A 16,665-nucleotide genomic window follows, 5' to 3' on the forward strand; every position below is an offset into this window, starting at 1 on the left:
AAGCCCGCGTGAGCGGGCTTCTTCTTTAAGCACTCCTCTTATATATGTCATATATTTTCTCATAAGCGTCTATTGCTAGATAACAATCCGTGCAATTTATGGTTTCACTATTTTCTTCAGACAATTTTTTGCTGATAGCTTCCTTAAAAACTTCAGGGCTTGCAGGAAATCTTATATCCCATGAAGAATCCAATTTGCAAAATTTATTTACATTCTTAAGTTGAGATTCTAAAAGCTTAATTGAGACCTTATGTATAACTTCTTTTAAATCTTTTGAAAAATCTAATTTTTCCACTTCTTTATATGCAGGTATAAATTTTTCCAATCTGTCATCAAATGGGCGCCCACTTCCATATCCACCATCCGATCTACCACTAGACTCAATCATAAATTTAGCATTTAAAATGCCTAATTTTTTCAAATCAATAATAAGCTTTTCAGCTTCTTCAGTCACTTTCCTTAACTTTATTGTATTGCCAGCTATAACTATTTCATCTAATTTATCTCTTAAATGAACCAAAAATACAGTGGTTATAATCAACGCAAAAAACGTTATAAATTCATTTGCTGAAAACAATCTTTGATATAAAAACAAAACATCAATTAAAAATAAAATAGTTCCAACAATAAAACTTACATTATCCATAATTTTTTTAAACATAAAAACACCCATTTATTGGCAGGCTTTACTGTTTTAACAAGGCTATATTACTCATCTAATTGGATTAATAATAGCAAACAAATTTTCATTTATCAATTATCTGTCAAAAAAATCAGATAAATCAATTTATATGTTATAATATACACATGCAAAATAAAAAAGAGGTATATAAAAATGAAGAAAAAAATAGCTATTGGAATATTATTACTATCAACAATAAGCCCTATTGCTTTTGCTGATATCGCCCCACTACCATCAATTTTTGGGCCAGGAACAGGCCTTCACACACAAATTGGAAATAATGTTGTTATTGAGTTGAATGAATTGAATTCAAAAATAACAACAAAAAGAAGTATTGTGAATTCAATAAATGGGGAATTAGTGCCTACATCTTCTGTATTGATTGATCGTGACGAGCTAATAAATCAAGGTAAATCCTATATGTCTTCGTGCTACAAAATAGAAGACATGGTGTTTGAGAACCCACAGATAGCTCAATTTATGTACACGCATTGTGTCAATACTGGTTATTTCAGTGCTGAAAATGAACTCAAATTTCTGATGCAAAAGTATCAAGCTAAAGATGCTGTGTTTGTGTTCTCTAAGCCAATAAAAATAAAGAACAAGATGATGCAAAGCGGGTATGAGACCAGATTTTTGGAAGCTCGTGTGATGTACAGAAATGGCGATAGTGAAGCGTTCAGGTCAGGAATCATCGTTAGCCCTAGCATGTCATCGAGAAACATCTATGTGAAGTACAAAAACAGTAAGCCACTCGAAATTTTCGGACGCACATATTCTCTAAATTCGAGTGGAATCGCTGAAATTTATACGTTTAAAGGTAACGACCTTACTGCTAGCAACGCTGACTTAAAAAAAGTAGGTGAATTGTCTGGTGGTCGCCTTTCAGCAAGCAATAGGTACGATGCAAAAGTAGACAGCGAAGGAAACGCGGACAAAAGCGGTGTAGAAAGGCTTGTAAAAGACGCTTCACATTTCATGAACGACTATCAATCAGCGTTTATGCTCGTAGACTACGTGAATCCATTAGAACCTGTTTACGACGAAAATGGCGAGATGAAATTCAGTATTTCAACAAAATCACGTACATTTTACAGAAATGAATGCAATGAATCCGAAGGCGTAAAATACACTCAAAACTCATTTCTGCGCTATGAAGTTAATCAAAATATGAGCAGATATGTTGTTAAAAGCTATGATGACGCTGTGAAATTTAGGAACATTGTAATCAATGACGACTATCAAGTTGGATTAAATAGCGATTATGCTGTAGCTGATATGTCATATGAATATTCATATGGATTTAATAATGAATACAGTAAATTCAAGAATGTGTTGCTTGATCCTATAGCTCACAAAAATCAAAACGTTTTTAGCATTGGATCAAAAGATACATATAATGATATTGATTGGAAATTTTATAAAAATGGCGGTGTGAGTGGTTTGACTGATATTTCTGTTAAGAAAGAGCAATGTCAGCCAAAAGTTGAAAAATGTGAGTGGATTAGAAAGGATTACGATATGTACAAATATTATGTATGCGATGGAAAAGTAAAAGAAAAAGTGTGCGTTGGAGTTAGGTGTAAGTGATTCTCCCCTTTTTCCATTAGACCCACTCGAAAAGTGGGTCTAATTTTTGTAGCTGTCTTTTAGTTCAGTATCCATTGACACTCAATTTTCTTTATAGTAACGAGATAAAGAACGTCAAAATAGGGGGTGAAAATGAACAGTCAATGGCAGATAGATTTGTACGACGGCTTAAATAATGCTGTAGATATGCAAGATGTTTTAGATGTTGCATTGAAAACAGTGAAACCGTTAGGTTTTGATTATGCAGGGTGGAGAACACAACTTCCTATTCCAATTTCAAAACATAAAACATTAGCGCTTAATACATCAGAAGATGAAGTGCTCGAAAAAGTATCAGATGGCGGATATGACGAGTCTCAAGGCGTACAGCATTGTTCAAGATCAATTGAACCATTTTATTGGCTTGGAAATAGAAGTGATAGTGTTTTTAATAAAACCCCTGAGCTGTGGGAAGAATACTATAGTTTAGGTAGGTTTGGGGGGTGGGCACAGTCACTAATTGAAAAAAAATCAATGTTTAGTCTTTTTTGGGTGGATACGTCATCAGAAATATTGCAAGAAGATATAGACAATGTATATTTTAAAATGCAATGGATCTCTATATCTGTGTTAAGTAAGATGAATCAATTCAATATAAAACCAAATATTATATTATCAGAAAGAGAAAAAGAAGTGTTGAGATGGTCAGGCGACGGTAAAACAGCAGATGAAATTGGGTTAATATTAAGTCTAAGTCATAGTACTGTGAATTTTCATTTACGAAATGCAATGCATAAGCTAGATGCAAAAAATAAAACATCTGCTGTCGTCAAAGCAATCTACTTAAACCTTCTTCATTGATCCCCTAGCCCGCCATTAGGCGGGCTTCTCTATAAATCAATTGAGCGATTTTATAGTCTCAATAGCTTCATTGAAAGATGCTTCATCTTGTGCTTTTTTTATTTTATTACTAAAACCAGCAAGATTTTTATCAACATTTGACTGTATTTCTGACTCAACGCTGAACCTAGTTTCTTTGTTGTTCTTCTTGTCTTTCAGTGTATAGCTGTAGTCATCATTGATTCTTGCCACATCCAAGACGTAACGCCCCTCCCCATTTGTGTACAAGCCTGCACCCATCAACGAAGCCTGTAGAGCGTTTTTATCACATCCTACGACCTCACCTACAGCTACGCTTTTAACGTAGCTGTGTGCATCATTCTGTACAGTTTGTGCGTGTGATGTTGGTACAACTGACAGTAAAAGTGCTAATATTTTATCCATTTTTTATAATCCTCTTTTTTATTTTATATTTCTAATGATTTTGTTTTTTTTGGTTTTAGAGACATACCACCATCATTATTTTCTTCTAAGCCTTTTTTTAAATCAGAAATTAACTTTAAATAACTTTCTTTATTTATTTTAAAGAAATTGTGCTCTTCATCTTTTTTACAATATTTAAGCATAAAATAAGGAATCATATGAAATGCACTATTTATTAAACAACTGATGTAAGAGCTTTCACTTCTATCAATATCGCTCTTTAAATTGTTAATATAATTCAATTTTTCTTTACTACTTAATTCTTTAATAGTTTTACATTTTAATTTTGAATACTCTTTTTCAAACTCTTCTTTTTGAAAACCAAAGCGAAAATTATATTCAACAAGCTTCATTTCTGCATTCATTTTATTATTTAATAAATTTATGTAATCACTATAAGTGATAATATCATTTTCTTCATTGTTTTTAACTTTAATGTTGTCTTTTATACTTTCCAATAATTTATCTAGTCTTTTTCTTTCTATTAGAAGTGTTCCATCATTTGAAGAGATTTGAATGTATTTGTACACAAAAAAAGGCAACAGATTTATTGTACCAATAACGAAGTTCTCAGCGTTAGCATAAAAATCATCTTCATGAAAAATCGAAGAAAACGTAGTTGATTCTTTTATTTCATTATACTTTTCAAACAAATAATTAGATTGAGATAAATTTAAATCATCTATTTGGATCAATTTTAAATAATCATATTCCCTTTTTAATTCTTTTATCTTAAATTCTTTTGTTGAATCATTTGTGTACAATAAATTGATTTTTTTAATTTCTGATGTTAATTTTTCGTTTAATAGTTCTGTATAGTCTTTATAATTCATTTTATATTCTCCTTATCATTATCTTTTTGGTATTAATTCGCCTGTTTCTTCATTTTCTTCCCAACTGTCACTCATATTTATTTCAAAAGGAAGTGATCTACATTTGAAATGTAGTTCTTTTTGTAGTTCATCTATTATTTTTATAAGATTTTTTTCAGTTATCATATGATATTGATTCTTTTTGCTAACATATTTGTACACAAAAAAGGGTAATAATCTTATTTCTTTTCTATCAAATAATAAGCCTATATTTACACATCTTTCTTTTTCATCGTTTAATTCAAAGTGCGAATGTTTTAATGCATCATTATATCTGTGAAATAAGCGTCTTAGTAATTTTTCTGATAAATCAGTAATTGTCCTACAATTTAGTATTCTTGATTCTATATTATAGATTCTTGTTAGTTCTCTTTTTTCTGTTGAGTTGCTTGTGTACAATAAGTCTAATAGTCTTTTTTCTATTTCTATTTTTGTGTTTGCTAATTCTAAATATTCTTTATAATTCATTTTGTTTGTCCCTCTTTTTTATTATCCTAATAATTCTAAAATATCATTGATTGTTTTGTATTTATATTCAAAGTAATCTTCGTCTTCACTTGCTGATTCTTGCTTAACTTTTAAAGCAGTATTATCAAAGTTGAGATGTTTAAACTCTTCTATTTTTGAAATCAATTTAGAAAATTCTGAATTAATTTCATCTTGTTCAAATTCTAAGTTTGCGTTATCGCTATTATTTGCATTGTTGATCTCAAAAATGTGAATAAGCTCTTTTAATTCCGCAAGCTCATAATGGAGTTTACTTACTGCCTCGTGTAAATCCTCACATTCGCTATCAAAATTATTAAGAGAAGTAAGTTCTTTGCTTCCATTAATTTCTTCGATTTTATTAATCACATCACCAAATTCGTTTGAAAAATACATAATAACTTCTCCTTTGTTTATGTTATATATTATACCATACTTTTTTAAATAATCGCTTTTATTTATTAAAATATTTTTTATAAAGTTGTTATTTAATTGTTTTAGCTGTAAAACTGCTAACAAAATATTTTATAATTGTTGAACTGCTTTTATACCATCTTCAAAATTTTGCTTATATGCTTTTTCACCAGCAGGTCTTTCACTGAGATAGTAGAAGTAACCCATACTTGCATGCGTCTTACTCTCAACAGTTTTATCCAACACTTTTGCATTATCTTGTTGTTTATCTTTCACAACATATTGAGCAATCATGTCTCTGTTTGTACCGCCCCAGTTTGTCCCGAAGATCGATTTATGTTCTCCAGTATCCTTCATGTCAACATCTAGCACATACCTACCCTGCCCTTTTTGAGCCAGCATTTCAGCACTTCCTAACGACTTTTCTAGTGCTACGCGTGCTTCAGCGTTGTTCAAGTTTGCGTAGTGACTGAACATCCCCATACCTACAAACCCCTTCACACTACCCAATTCGACGTTATGAGCGACGTTTTGCGACGTAGCAGAAGACTGTACATTTGGCATAAAATGTTCAGGTCTTGGACTTCCAGTAACAGCACAACCGCTTAATGATAATGAAGCTATTGCAAAAACTGATACTGCTAATTGTTTAATATTCATGTTGTATTTCCTCTCTTCAATATAATTATTATAACACACTTTTTAAAATAACTACTTTTATTTATTAAAAATAATGTTTATGAAGTAGTTATTTTGTGATTTGTACTGCAATACTGCTTACTTTGTATATTTTTTTAATTCGTTTTCGATTGATTTAATTTTGTATTCCATAAATATTTTTTCTTTCTCATGATTTTTAATAAATTCATCAAGCTTTATAAGCATATCATTTTTTTGTGATTCTAGTTGTTTTGTGATATCAAAATCTTTGTTTTCAATTCTATTTAATAAACGTTTTAGAAAAATCCCTTTCTTTGAATTTGGATAACTTTTTAAAAAAGCATCATCTAACGTTTTTTCTCTAAATTGAAGATGTTTATATTGTTCAGTTAACAGTAATTGTCCATTTTCTTTATCATAAACTTTTACTTTTGCTGTTGATCCACTTCTTCTTAATTTTAAATCTACCAACGAATTTATTTTTTTATAGTCTTCGTTTTCTTTTGATACCCTGCTTTTCATTTTCTATTGCTCCTTTTAGTTGTTTGTTCTTTTTCTTTATATTTGTCGCTTACATCTCTCAAAACTATACTGTTTACTTTTTTATTTTCAGAGCTAAAATGCTCTTTTTTAAACATTATAGGCTTTGAGATTACACTGTTGTTTGATTTTTCAACTTTAAAAACGACGTATTTTTTTACGTCAGGTTTGTTTTCGTTGATTTCTTCTTCTACAGCATTTGTTAAAGAAGCTAGCCACCTGCAATTATCTCTTATTGCTGAGCTACCTCTGAATCCACCTTCTTTATTGACGTGATGTAAAAAGATAATGGAGCAATCAGCTTTGTCTTTTATTAGCTCCAATTTTTTTATAACTTCTGACATTTCACCAGCATCATTTTCATTTGAAGAATGTACACGAATAAATGTATCAATAAATAACAAATCAAAATTTGAAGCTATTTTTATTAAGTCATCGACAGCTTTCTTCGAATCCATTTTTATTTCTTTGCTAAACTTATCACTACTAATGTCTATACTGCTTTTATTAAAAACAGTAGCGAACCTTCTACTTATTTCATATTTTTCAGAGTCAGAAAAATTATTTATAGGACTATTTATCAATGCATGAAGTCTGTGTGATACAACTATTTTGTTATCTTCAAGTGATAAATAACCAATGTTTATGTTTTCTTTTATTTTAAATTTTGGATCTAATTTTGCTAATGAGTTTCTACCGCACGCATAATTTAGAGCCAGATTTAGTGCAAAAAAGCTTTTACCCGTGCCACCCTCTGACACTAAACACCCCAATGTTTTTGTTGGGAATGTTGGAAATAAGTAATTAAATTCTTGTAAATTATTTTCGTTTATGTAGTCATTCTGCTCTAAAGTGTCAAAATTAGATAACTCTTTTAATGTTTCAAAATTTATAAATGGTTTTTGTTCTTTCATTTTTATTCTCCTTTTGTTTTTTATTACCAGCATCAATATCTGATGCTGGTTTTTTAGGTTTATGAATAACTTTATATTTCTTCTAGTAATCTAGCAAAGGTAAAAACATCAATATCTACATCATTTGTACTATAAAAACAATTAGTTCCATCAATGCTATAACTATAATTAAGCATGCCATTTATTTCAGCAAATGTTGAATCATCGACAGTTATGTCTTCTTCTATAATTTCTTCTCCTTTATAATTATTATATTTATTAAGCTTTTCAACTACTTTGTATGCATGATCTGATATTTTAGATACCTTATCACTAATATTTTCAGCTATTTTGATAATAAAAGATATACAAAAGCTTGATGCACATCTTTTTTCAATATCTAATGCTTTATTTTTTAATTCTCTATTATTTTGATTTACGTTTTCATATAAAGAGAAAAAGTAATTTACTTTTTCTGATAACTTTTTAGCTTCAGAATATTCACGATCTGCAAAAAAATAATTATTAGCTGTAAAATACAATAAGTCTTTGGCATGATCATTAAATTCAATAGCTGATTTTAGATCAACACAATTATCATCTGTTAAATATTTAAATTTTAAACATTCTGATTCAAAATATTCTAAATAGCTATAAAAATCAGCTATAGCATTTTCATAACCATCACAAATATTTTCAAAATCATCAAAACATTCTATTACATCATAATAAGCATCTCTTACTTCATCATATTTTTTCATTTTTATTTCCTCTTATTTATATTAATATTATACCACACTTATTTAAAATAACAACTATTATTTATAAAATATTTTTAATAAAGCTGTTTTTTTATTATTTTAAACGCAAAACTTCATAATGTATTAAGATTTAACTTTTAATCTTTTTATTATATAAAAAGAATCTTTTCCTTTTCCATTAATTTCTGATATTTCAAAACTTCGAGTTTTATCGTTAATTAATTTAAGATCTTTTTTTATTCTCTCTCTAAACTTTGATAGTTGTTTAGAATTTAAACTGTCATATTTTTCTTCACTCCCACAAAATATTTTCTTGATAATAGAATCTGTCTTTATTTTTTTGCTTGTATTCTCATTTATAAATGAACAAAAATAATCGTTTATTTTTAAAGAAGTACTATTTTTTAATCCAATTCTAATTCTATCATCTAGATTTATAACATTAAAATTCTTTTCAAAACTTTCTACAAAACTTTCAAAGAGGTGAATTTTTATTTTATTTTTTGAAATACAATAGTCTATAAAACCACCTGAACTTTCATTTCCATCTTCATCATATACTTTGTACATTATTCTTTGAATCTTGCTTAATGATTCTTTTATTTTTTTAATATAACTATCTTTATTGATACAGCTTATTTTTAAGATATCATAGAATGTTGTTTCTGTTATGATTTTTTTACAGTTAAAAACTGACGTTTGGTTAAAATTATTTTCTTCAAAACAACTAAAATCATCATTGTTTTTTGATTTATTGTAGTTTATATGTGATAAATATAAAATTGTAAAAAAAATAGTTTGATCAAATACATTTAATTTTTTCTTTGAATCGTAACTAATTTCTCTTGTTAAATTTCTGTCAGACTTTTTATACAGAAATGAACCATCACTTGTTATATATAACTCATTGAAATTATTGAATATATTGCTTGTTACATTTTTATCACATTTTATAAATCCAATATCTTTCCTCATGTCTTTATTAACCTCTTATTTATGCCATATATTATAACACACTTTTATAAATTAACGACTAATAAATATAAATAAATTTTTATAAAGTGGGTATTTTATTAATGTTTCAGTAAATTAGCTTAATAAAATATTTTAATTTTTGAGATAATAACTTAAAACCATCATGTAACAATAAAACAAATGGGGTTAAAGGGATTTATCCCTTTTGTTTCATTAAAAGGTTTTGCTTTTTACAAGCTTGCTTGATTTTAAAATCAATTTAAAACGAAGTTTTACAATTTATTTTAAAATAATAAAAAATAAATGTTGTGAGTTATAGCGAACAACTTTTATTTATAATTAGTATTCTTTAGAATACTTTAGGTTAATTTCTTAGAGTTTAAAAAATAGTCGAATAAGAAGTGTTTTTGCTGATATTTTCCAATATCTGATTTTTTGGCTTACCCCTCTCAACATACCTTTTTACCCCATCGAACATACCTATATACCCCTCTCAACATACCTTTTTACCCCCTTAAACATACCTCTCATAAAAACTCATAGTTAAAAAACTTGACTTTTGAAAAAAAACAGAAGAGTAATAAGACGAAATGGACATTATCACAATTAACGCCTATATGTCAAGCAAAAATAGAAAAACCCTTTAGATGCCAAGTCTAAAGGGTTTTGGTTAACATACTAATTACTTTTAAAAATCAACAGGCTTCCAAATTTCATCAAAATCTCGCTCTGATTTCTTCACTTGTCTTTTTACAGCAGTATTTTTGTCAGAATTTCCTGTTGTTTGATCGCGAACTTCATTTTTCCATTTCGTACCAAATTCATCATAGTTATCTAAACTTCTCACTTTAGAAATTCCAGTAACATCCCCAAAATTTCCGCTCACAGGATTTTCAAGATTCGTGTTTCCTGATAAAACAGCAGAACCAACCATAATCCCACCTCCAACAAGGCCTCCTGAAACCGCTGTCAGCGTACCTACAAGCCCCAGTCCACCGGTTAGAGCACCGATAGCAATGCCTGTAATGACTAACGCAATCCCCGTCCAGCTTTTTTTAGTCATCGAATCTGTGTAAACTTCATCAACATCGTAATCAAAATTCGAAGCAAATTTACTACTTTCATAAAATTTCGTAGCTCCTACAACTGTTTTCCCATTTTTAAGTTTATAGTAACTACTAATTCCTGCTTCTCCCGATCCTTCACCTATATTTTTTGGCAAACCAATAAAATATGAAGGAGTTTGTTTAACTCGAATAGTGTAAGTGATTTTTTTTCTTATCTTGCCTCCCCCCTTTTTTTTCTCAAGCGACGGCTCATTATTTCCTACAGCTAAAATGCTATTTATTGCGTTGTTTTGCAGAGAAGATAAAGAAACAATTGTCATGAATGCGTTTATATCAATGTTAATGAACGCATGCTTGTACTTATTATCACCTGTTTTGAATGAATTAAAAGGATTTTGACCGTATTTTTCTTCTATTTCACTGAACGCATTATTACTTAATCTGCCCCCTTCAGAAATTTTATCAAAATCGAAAGGCGTAAAATATCTTTGAGTTAATCGTACATTTCCACTTGAATCTCTTTGAGCTTGTACAATTTGAATGACACCAATAGCATTTGTGCTGTCATATTGAGCTGTGACAAAAGTACTAGGTTTTGTAAAAAGCGTCTCACCATTTTCTAATCTTTCAACACGCTCTTTTTCAATTATATATTCAGCACTTCCATCATCATCATTCATGTTCAACGTACCATTTCTAAGCAAATCCTCAACGAAATTCTTATCAGAAATCATATGGTTATGTTGAGAAATCACGCTTGAATCGAACTTTGAAGTATCTGCTAACGCTTGAAACGACGTGAATATTGATATTGCAGACATACCTATAACAATAATTTTTCTAAACTTTTTATTCATTATTTTAATCCTCTTTTTTTGTTTTTGTGTTATAATACTTACAATCTATTTAAGCAACACCTCTTTATTATTTTTGTATAAAAGCCCCTTTTTTAGGGGCTTATTTTATGGAATAAGTAAAAAGATATTGCTCTTAACTTCTTTTATAAACGCTTTTAATTTAACTCTTTTATTATTTATCATGATGAATTTTAAATAAGATAAAGAAAATGATAGAGTCGATAAAATCATAAATAATGGTAAATATGATAATATATTACTGAAAATATTTGAATCTGTATTCAATAATATTGATATCAAATAAACCAACATTACAAAAATAGCTATAATATTTAATGTTTTAACTTTACCAATATCTTTCTTACTAAAAGATAGTTTTTCTTTTTCATCAATATCATTGATATCAATATTTTTATTTTCTTCATACTTATTTCTACTTTCTCTATAAAAATAAATAAGCGATTTCCAAACATTCACTATACTCTTATAATTAATAGCAGGAATTAATATAAACCCTGCCCCCCTCCTAATCTTTTTAAATGTCCCTTTTTTCTTTTCCATTTATTATTCCTCTTATTTTTATATAACAAAATGAACCCATTATATATAATGCTATTACTTTAAAAAATGAAGCATATATAATTAACAATAACTGACTGTCTTTAAATACACTTGTTAATATAAATATTGAAAATATAGATACTATAAAAACAGTCATCATATTTCCTGTACAATAAACACTTTTAAATATACTCTTATTTTTCATTTTTATTTACTCCCCTTTTTACTAACAGTTCGAATGCTTCTTTTGCTGTATTTGTTCTAATTCTTTCATAAATGTATTCTTCTAATTGCTTTAAACTCATACTTTCAATGAACTTTTTACTTATCTTCATATAGTATCTCCTTTTTTTATTATATGTATTATTATAACACACTTTTGTCTTATTTAACAAAAATGACAAATAAATATTTTAAATAATTTATTAAATAATATAATTAATTTGTACATTTTACCGCCCTACCCCTCAAAACTGCCCTTCTATTTTGCTCTGTAAGCTCTTTTCTTATTGTTAGCAATGCAGTTGCATACCTAAAGCGTAGCGTTGCTTACAACAAAAAATAGAGCGTTTTAGCAAAAACCTGTGCAAAAGTGCAGGTAAAACCCAGCCTTTATGGCTTGTTGGCTTGTTGGCTTGTTGGCTTGTTGGCTTGTTGGCTTGTTGGCTTGTTGGCTTGTTGGCTTGTTGGCTTGTTGGCTTGTTGGCTTGTTGGCTTGTTGGCTTGTTGGCTTGTTGGCTTGTTGGCTTGTTGGCTTGTTGGCTTGTTGGCTTGTTGGCTTGTTGGCTTGTTGTGGGATGTGGGATGTGGGATGTGGGATGTGGGATGTGGGATGTGGGATGTGGGATGTGGGATGTGGGATGTGGGATGTGGGATGTGGGATGTGGGATGTGGGTTGTGGGATGTGGGATGTGGGATGTGGGATGTGGGATGTGGGATGTGGGATGTGGGATGTGGGATGTGGGATGTGGGATGTGGGATGTGGGATGTGGGATGTGGGATGTGGGATGTGGGATGTGGGATGTGGGATGTGGGATGTGGGATGTGGGATGTGGGATGTGGGATAGACTGCTATTGTTGTTTCTAGCAGTCTATCTATTATCCAAAAATTATGTGATAAATAATTTTAGTGAACGAAAAACTATAAATAGCATCTATAACTAAAAGTGGTACAAAAACAGAAATTAATGGTTCAAGAATCATTCTTTTTTTACTATACATAATATGTTCTCCTTTTTGATATACAAATAATAGCACAACTATAATAATTGTGCTACTGGTTACTTATAATTATTTTGTATCTTCTTTCGCTTTTTGATATGCAATATTAAATATAAATGAGTGATAGAATAGATTGAATTTGCTAACTTTATCAAAAATAATCTCTAATGACTTTTTAGTTATTTCTCTATCCGAAAAATAAACTATTTCATCAATCATTTCGAATAACATTATTTTGTTTATTGTGTTTAATTTATATTCTAAAATTTTATCAAGCATTCTATTTCTAATTCTAACGTGTATTTCTACCAATAAATCTTCACACAATTCATTGCCATTAACCATTTCTTCTATTTTATCTTTGAATTGTGAAACATAAAGACCTTGTAATACTTTATCTTCGCTATAATAACTTTGAAAATATGACTCTTTAAAAACTTTATCTACATTCATTATAATCACCTCTTTTTTATTATATGCATATTATAACACACTTTTCTATTTATGTGTCATATTTGACAAATAAAATAAGTTTAATAAATACAATTACATGATGTTTTAGCAGTTAATCAACATCACTTTTATTTATTATTTTTAATAAAAAATGAAAGTGATTACACTCATAACCACCAACGCAAAAAAAAGCCCGCCGGGGGATGGCGGGCATAAGCAGGGATGTGGGAGATTTGTATACAACATACGTGTTTCTTATCATAAACTCAACCCATTATTTTTGTTTCTTTTTTGTTTTAATTCTCTTAATTGTTTAGCTTGTGTTGCATATGAATTACTTAATTTTTCGAAAGTTGTTGCAATCCTGCTAGGATTGATTCGTTCTCCTCTTTCAATGTTTCTATCTCTTCGAGCGCTAATTCTAGCTTGTTGTTGAGTAATAACATCACGTCTTTCATTTCTTTCAACTGTTTTAGTAAATAATAGTTCTCTATATTCTCCGATTTCTCTTCTAAATTTACCATCATTGATGAATTTCTCATCGTATTCTGAAGCTCTTCTTGCAATAAATTTTGTATCATAGTTGTAGTATCCATTTTCATCTCCATTTTTTTCTTGTTCTATGGTTTTAACTTCTTCATCTTTTAATGTTTCCAGCATCTCATTTAAATTTTTGACTTTAAAAAAGTTTTTTAGTTCTTGTTGCTTCTCTTTATCAACATTTACAAGCTCATTTGTTTTGTAATTTTCTCTGCTATTTAATATTGTTATGTAAGTCTTTTTCTTTTGTTCATCAAAGTTTGAGTACAAAACACCAACATGCTTTTCACTACCCAGTAGCGTTTTCTGAGACTGAGCTAAGATCATTTGATAGTCATTTGTTTTTAGCTGTTGGCTTGTACTCAATGTCAGTGATGAAACAGTCATTTTTCCAGCATTTTCGCAGTAGCTAATGTAGTCCTTAAAGCCCTCTTCGTTGCCTACAGCAAGCGCTTGTCCTTTGCCTTTGGCTTTGTCTATGTTCTCGTTGATTCGAGTCTGTACAAGCTTATGTTTCGCTTCATTAGCTTCGATTTTAAGTATTTTTGTTAACTCTTCTGCATGCAAACGTTGTACAGATTGATCTCGTATTTGTTGATACCAGTCCTGCATCTGCATTCTTTCTTTTTCTACTTGACTTGCTATATTTTTTAGAAGCGTTGATACTTTTCTTTTTCTGACAGAGTTAAATACTATCTTATCTCTTACCAAATTTTTGATTTGTTTTTTATCCAATAGTTGCTGTTTATATTCCTGTTTTTTTGCTTCAATGAATTTTTCACGATAATTAATTTCTTCTTTTGTTTGCTGACGTACAGACATTGTTCCAATACGCCCTTCAAATTGAATATTATTTTCTAAATTTTTTAAAGGTTTTGAATATCGAGAAATGATAAATTCAGATTTTTTAGCATATAGTTTCTCATATTCATCTTTTGCTATATTGTATCTTTCTTCTCTTTTGCTTTGATATTCTTGAGACAATTTTTCTATAAAATCAGATGTATAATTTTCGCCATTAAAATCTTTGTTGAATAATCCATCGAATCCTTTTAATCTAATATTCTGACCGTCTTTTTTGATTTTATTTTCGATTGTAATTGATTCATTTCTACTATTGTCTAATACTTTTATCTTCAAACCAGTTTCAATAAATTTTATAACATCATCACGATTCTTCAATAAATCATTTGAATCTAATTTTCTTTTTATAGCTATAGCTATATTCTGTACAAACTCTTCTTTGTTTTTGTGATACATGCGTGTAAAAGGATGCTTATCATTTTCACGCGGGTTAAGAGTAAAAGCGATATTAGCAGGGTCGTTAGGATCACTTTTAAAATCATATTGAGCATTTATCATTCTTTTCCAACTGTCTACTCTTTTCATATCAACTTTATGATAATAAGCATCAAGTTTTCTGCTAGTTATCGGATCTTCTTTTGCAATAGCTATATGCATATGTTCATTATTGTGCATAACTGCTAAAAAAGCGGGTCTTTGCTCTTTGTTTAGAGACGGAAATGAGCAATCCAAAAATGATTCTAAGACGTCTCGTTCTTGTTGTTTTGTTAATCTATCATTTCCAAAATTTAGTACGAGCGATACGTATTGGTCTTGAAAACGTCCAGAATTTAAAGCTAATCTTAAGTTCTTAGCGTCTCCACCAACCGTCCTAACGCTTTCTCTTTTTTCGTTTTTGTGATCAGTATCTTTTAAAAGATAATCAATCATTTGATCACCTGAACCACTATTTTTTGACACACTGCCGTTTTTAGTATATTCGACTATCATCGCTTTCCCCCCCTTCACTATTATCATTTTCTTCTTCTATAGGTCTTTCATTTTTTGTCTTTTGATATTTTGACACTTTCATTAATTCAATTATTTCTTTGTTCTGATTTTCAATTTCGAGAAGATGACTTAAAATCTCATATGCATCAATTTTTTCATTATAGCGAATAGCTTTATTTACTGAATAAGCAATCTGATTTAAGTTGTTTCCTGTTCTTATGATCTGATTTAATAATTTAGGGTCAATTTGTGGAACAGTTACATGTTTCTTATTTTGCTTTCTTGCAATTTTTTCTAACTGTCGCTGTTCTCTAAAACGATCAATTTTATTATATATCTCTTCTTCAGAATAAAAATCTATGTCCCTATTTTTTAATTCTTGTCTCACTAGATCTGCGATAAATATTGTTGCTCTGATATAATCTGAATTATTTTTGAATTTTGTTTTTTTTACTCGATCTCTTAAACATGCTAATTCAAAATCACTCAATCTAATTTCTAATCTGTTTTCTCTTTTTTCTTTTGCCATAATTTTAGTCTCCTTTTTTATTTTTATGTGTACTACAAATCACTTTCAATACATTTCTAATCCACTTCTAATAGATGTTTAGTACACTTGTAATACACTTGTAATACACTTGTAGTCTACTTGTAATACACTTGTAGTCTACTTCTAATACACTTTTTTTATTGCTTTCAACATAGTGAAGTGATGCGTTAGCTATCACTTCTTAGGGGTTAAACAGACTGCGTTAGCTGTCTGTTTTGAGCTACACAAGTAGCTCATGTGACGCCTGTAGGCGTCACAAATGGGTCAAGGGTGGAACCCTTGCGAGCATCCATACGTCAATGAAGCGGAGCGAAATTGTACGTATGGATTATGCTCGCTTATATAACTTTTATTAATAATATTATATCACAGAAATTAAAAAAAACAGATTTATATGTTATAATATATATGTCAAAAATGATAAATAAAATAATAATAGAGGGGTGT

General features: G+C 29.5%; 18 protein-coding genes. 2 read left to right on the plus strand and 16 right to left on the minus strand.

Going from position 1 to position 16,665, the window contains the following annotated elements:
- Positions 1-25: 25 nt before the first annotated feature.
- Positions 26-661 carry a hypothetical protein gene (locus tag ACMHYW_RS08180; RefSeq protein WP_414499503.1) on the minus strand — a complete coding sequence of 212 codons (636 nt, stop codon included), beginning with the start codon at positions 659-661 and terminating at the stop codon, positions 26-28.
- Between the two features lie 174 nt (positions 662-835).
- Between ACMHYW_RS08180 and ACMHYW_RS08185 the strand changes: the two genes are divergently transcribed.
- The gene (locus tag ACMHYW_RS08185; protein ID WP_414499504.1) at positions 836-2,272 is read left to right on the plus strand and encodes a hypothetical protein; all 1,437 of its coding nucleotides are present in this window, start codon (positions 836-838) and stop codon (positions 2,270-2,272) included.
- Between the two features lie 132 nt (positions 2,273-2,404).
- A complete protein-coding gene (locus ACMHYW_RS08190) occupies positions 2,405-3,112 on the plus strand; it encodes a LuxR C-terminal-related transcriptional regulator (protein WP_414499505.1) in 708 nt (235 codons plus the stop codon).
- Positions 3,113-3,148: 36 nt separating this feature from the next.
- On the opposite strand, the gene ACMHYW_RS08195 is transcribed toward ACMHYW_RS08190, so the two are convergent.
- From ACMHYW_RS08195 to ACMHYW_RS08265, 15 genes are all read right to left on the minus strand, one after another.
- Positions 3,149-3,535: a hypothetical protein gene (locus ACMHYW_RS08195; protein WP_414499506.1), complete on the minus strand. Its 387-nt coding sequence runs from the start codon at positions 3,533-3,535 to the stop codon at positions 3,149-3,151.
- 23 nt (positions 3,536-3,558) lie between these two features.
- Complete coding sequence (locus ACMHYW_RS08200) at positions 3,559-4,407, minus strand: hypothetical protein (RefSeq protein ID WP_414499507.1); 849 nt, start codon at positions 4,405-4,407, stop codon at positions 3,559-3,561.
- A gap of 18 nt (positions 4,408-4,425) precedes the next feature.
- Complete coding sequence (locus ACMHYW_RS08205; RefSeq protein ID WP_414499508.1) at positions 4,426-4,914, minus strand: hypothetical protein; 489 nt, start codon at positions 4,912-4,914, stop codon at positions 4,426-4,428.
- A 21-nt stretch (positions 4,915-4,935) separates the two neighbouring features.
- On the minus strand, positions 4,936-5,328 hold the full coding sequence (locus ACMHYW_RS08210) for a hypothetical protein (RefSeq protein WP_414499509.1): 393 nt from the start codon (positions 5,326-5,328) through the stop codon (positions 4,936-4,938).
- Positions 5,329-5,457: 129 nt separating this feature from the next.
- The gene (locus ACMHYW_RS08215; protein ID WP_414499510.1) at positions 5,458-6,006 is read right to left on the minus strand and encodes a hypothetical protein; all 549 of its coding nucleotides are present in this window, start codon (positions 6,004-6,006) and stop codon (positions 5,458-5,460) included.
- Between the two features lie 117 nt (positions 6,007-6,123).
- Positions 6,124-6,528 (minus strand): hypothetical protein, encoded by a 405-nt coding sequence (locus ACMHYW_RS08220; RefSeq protein WP_414499511.1) that lies wholly within the window; start codon positions 6,526-6,528, stop codon positions 6,124-6,126.
- Positions 6,525-7,460 carry an AAA family ATPase gene (locus ACMHYW_RS08225; RefSeq protein ID WP_414499512.1) on the minus strand — a complete coding sequence of 312 codons (936 nt, stop codon included), beginning with the start codon at positions 7,458-7,460 and terminating at the stop codon, positions 6,525-6,527. Before ACMHYW_RS08225 ends, ACMHYW_RS08220 begins: the two co-directional genes overlap by 4 nt.
- A gap of 71 nt (positions 7,461-7,531) precedes the next feature.
- On the minus strand, positions 7,532-8,200 hold the full coding sequence (locus ACMHYW_RS08230; protein WP_414499513.1) for a hypothetical protein: 669 nt from the start codon (positions 8,198-8,200) through the stop codon (positions 7,532-7,534).
- Between the two features lie 123 nt (positions 8,201-8,323).
- Positions 8,324-9,175 carry a hypothetical protein gene (locus ACMHYW_RS08235; RefSeq protein WP_414499514.1) on the minus strand — a complete coding sequence of 284 codons (852 nt, stop codon included), beginning with the start codon at positions 9,173-9,175 and terminating at the stop codon, positions 8,324-8,326.
- A gap of 688 nt (positions 9,176-9,863) precedes the next feature.
- A complete protein-coding gene (locus tag ACMHYW_RS08240) occupies positions 9,864-11,099 on the minus strand; it encodes a hypothetical protein (protein ID WP_414499515.1) in 1,236 nt (411 codons plus the stop codon).
- A 105-nt stretch (positions 11,100-11,204) separates the two neighbouring features.
- Positions 11,205-11,660, minus strand: a complete 456-nt coding sequence (locus ACMHYW_RS08245; protein WP_414499516.1) for a hypothetical protein — start codon at positions 11,658-11,660, stop codon at positions 11,205-11,207.
- A gap of 194 nt (positions 11,661-11,854) precedes the next feature.
- Positions 11,855-11,995: a hypothetical protein gene (locus ACMHYW_RS08250; RefSeq protein WP_414499517.1), complete on the minus strand. Its 141-nt coding sequence runs from the start codon at positions 11,993-11,995 to the stop codon at positions 11,855-11,857.
- A gap of 955 nt (positions 11,996-12,950) precedes the next feature.
- Positions 12,951-13,334: a hypothetical protein gene (locus ACMHYW_RS08255; protein WP_414499518.1), complete on the minus strand. Its 384-nt coding sequence runs from the start codon at positions 13,332-13,334 to the stop codon at positions 12,951-12,953.
- A 258-nt stretch (positions 13,335-13,592) separates the two neighbouring features.
- Positions 13,593-15,668 carry a hypothetical protein gene (locus tag ACMHYW_RS08260; protein ID WP_414499519.1) on the minus strand — a complete coding sequence of 692 codons (2,076 nt, stop codon included), beginning with the start codon at positions 15,666-15,668 and terminating at the stop codon, positions 13,593-13,595.
- Positions 15,649-16,197, minus strand: coding sequence for a hypothetical protein (locus tag ACMHYW_RS08265; protein WP_414499520.1), 549 nt, complete (start codon positions 16,195-16,197; stop codon positions 15,649-15,651). Before ACMHYW_RS08265 ends, ACMHYW_RS08260 begins: the two co-directional genes overlap by 20 nt.
- Positions 16,198-16,665 lie beyond the last annotated feature (468 nt).

The sequence above is a fragment of the Zymobacter sp. IVIA_12111.31 C1 genome, from assembly GCF_047495495.1.
Lineage (GTDB): Bacteria > Pseudomonadota > Gammaproteobacteria > Pseudomonadales > Halomonadaceae > Zymobacter.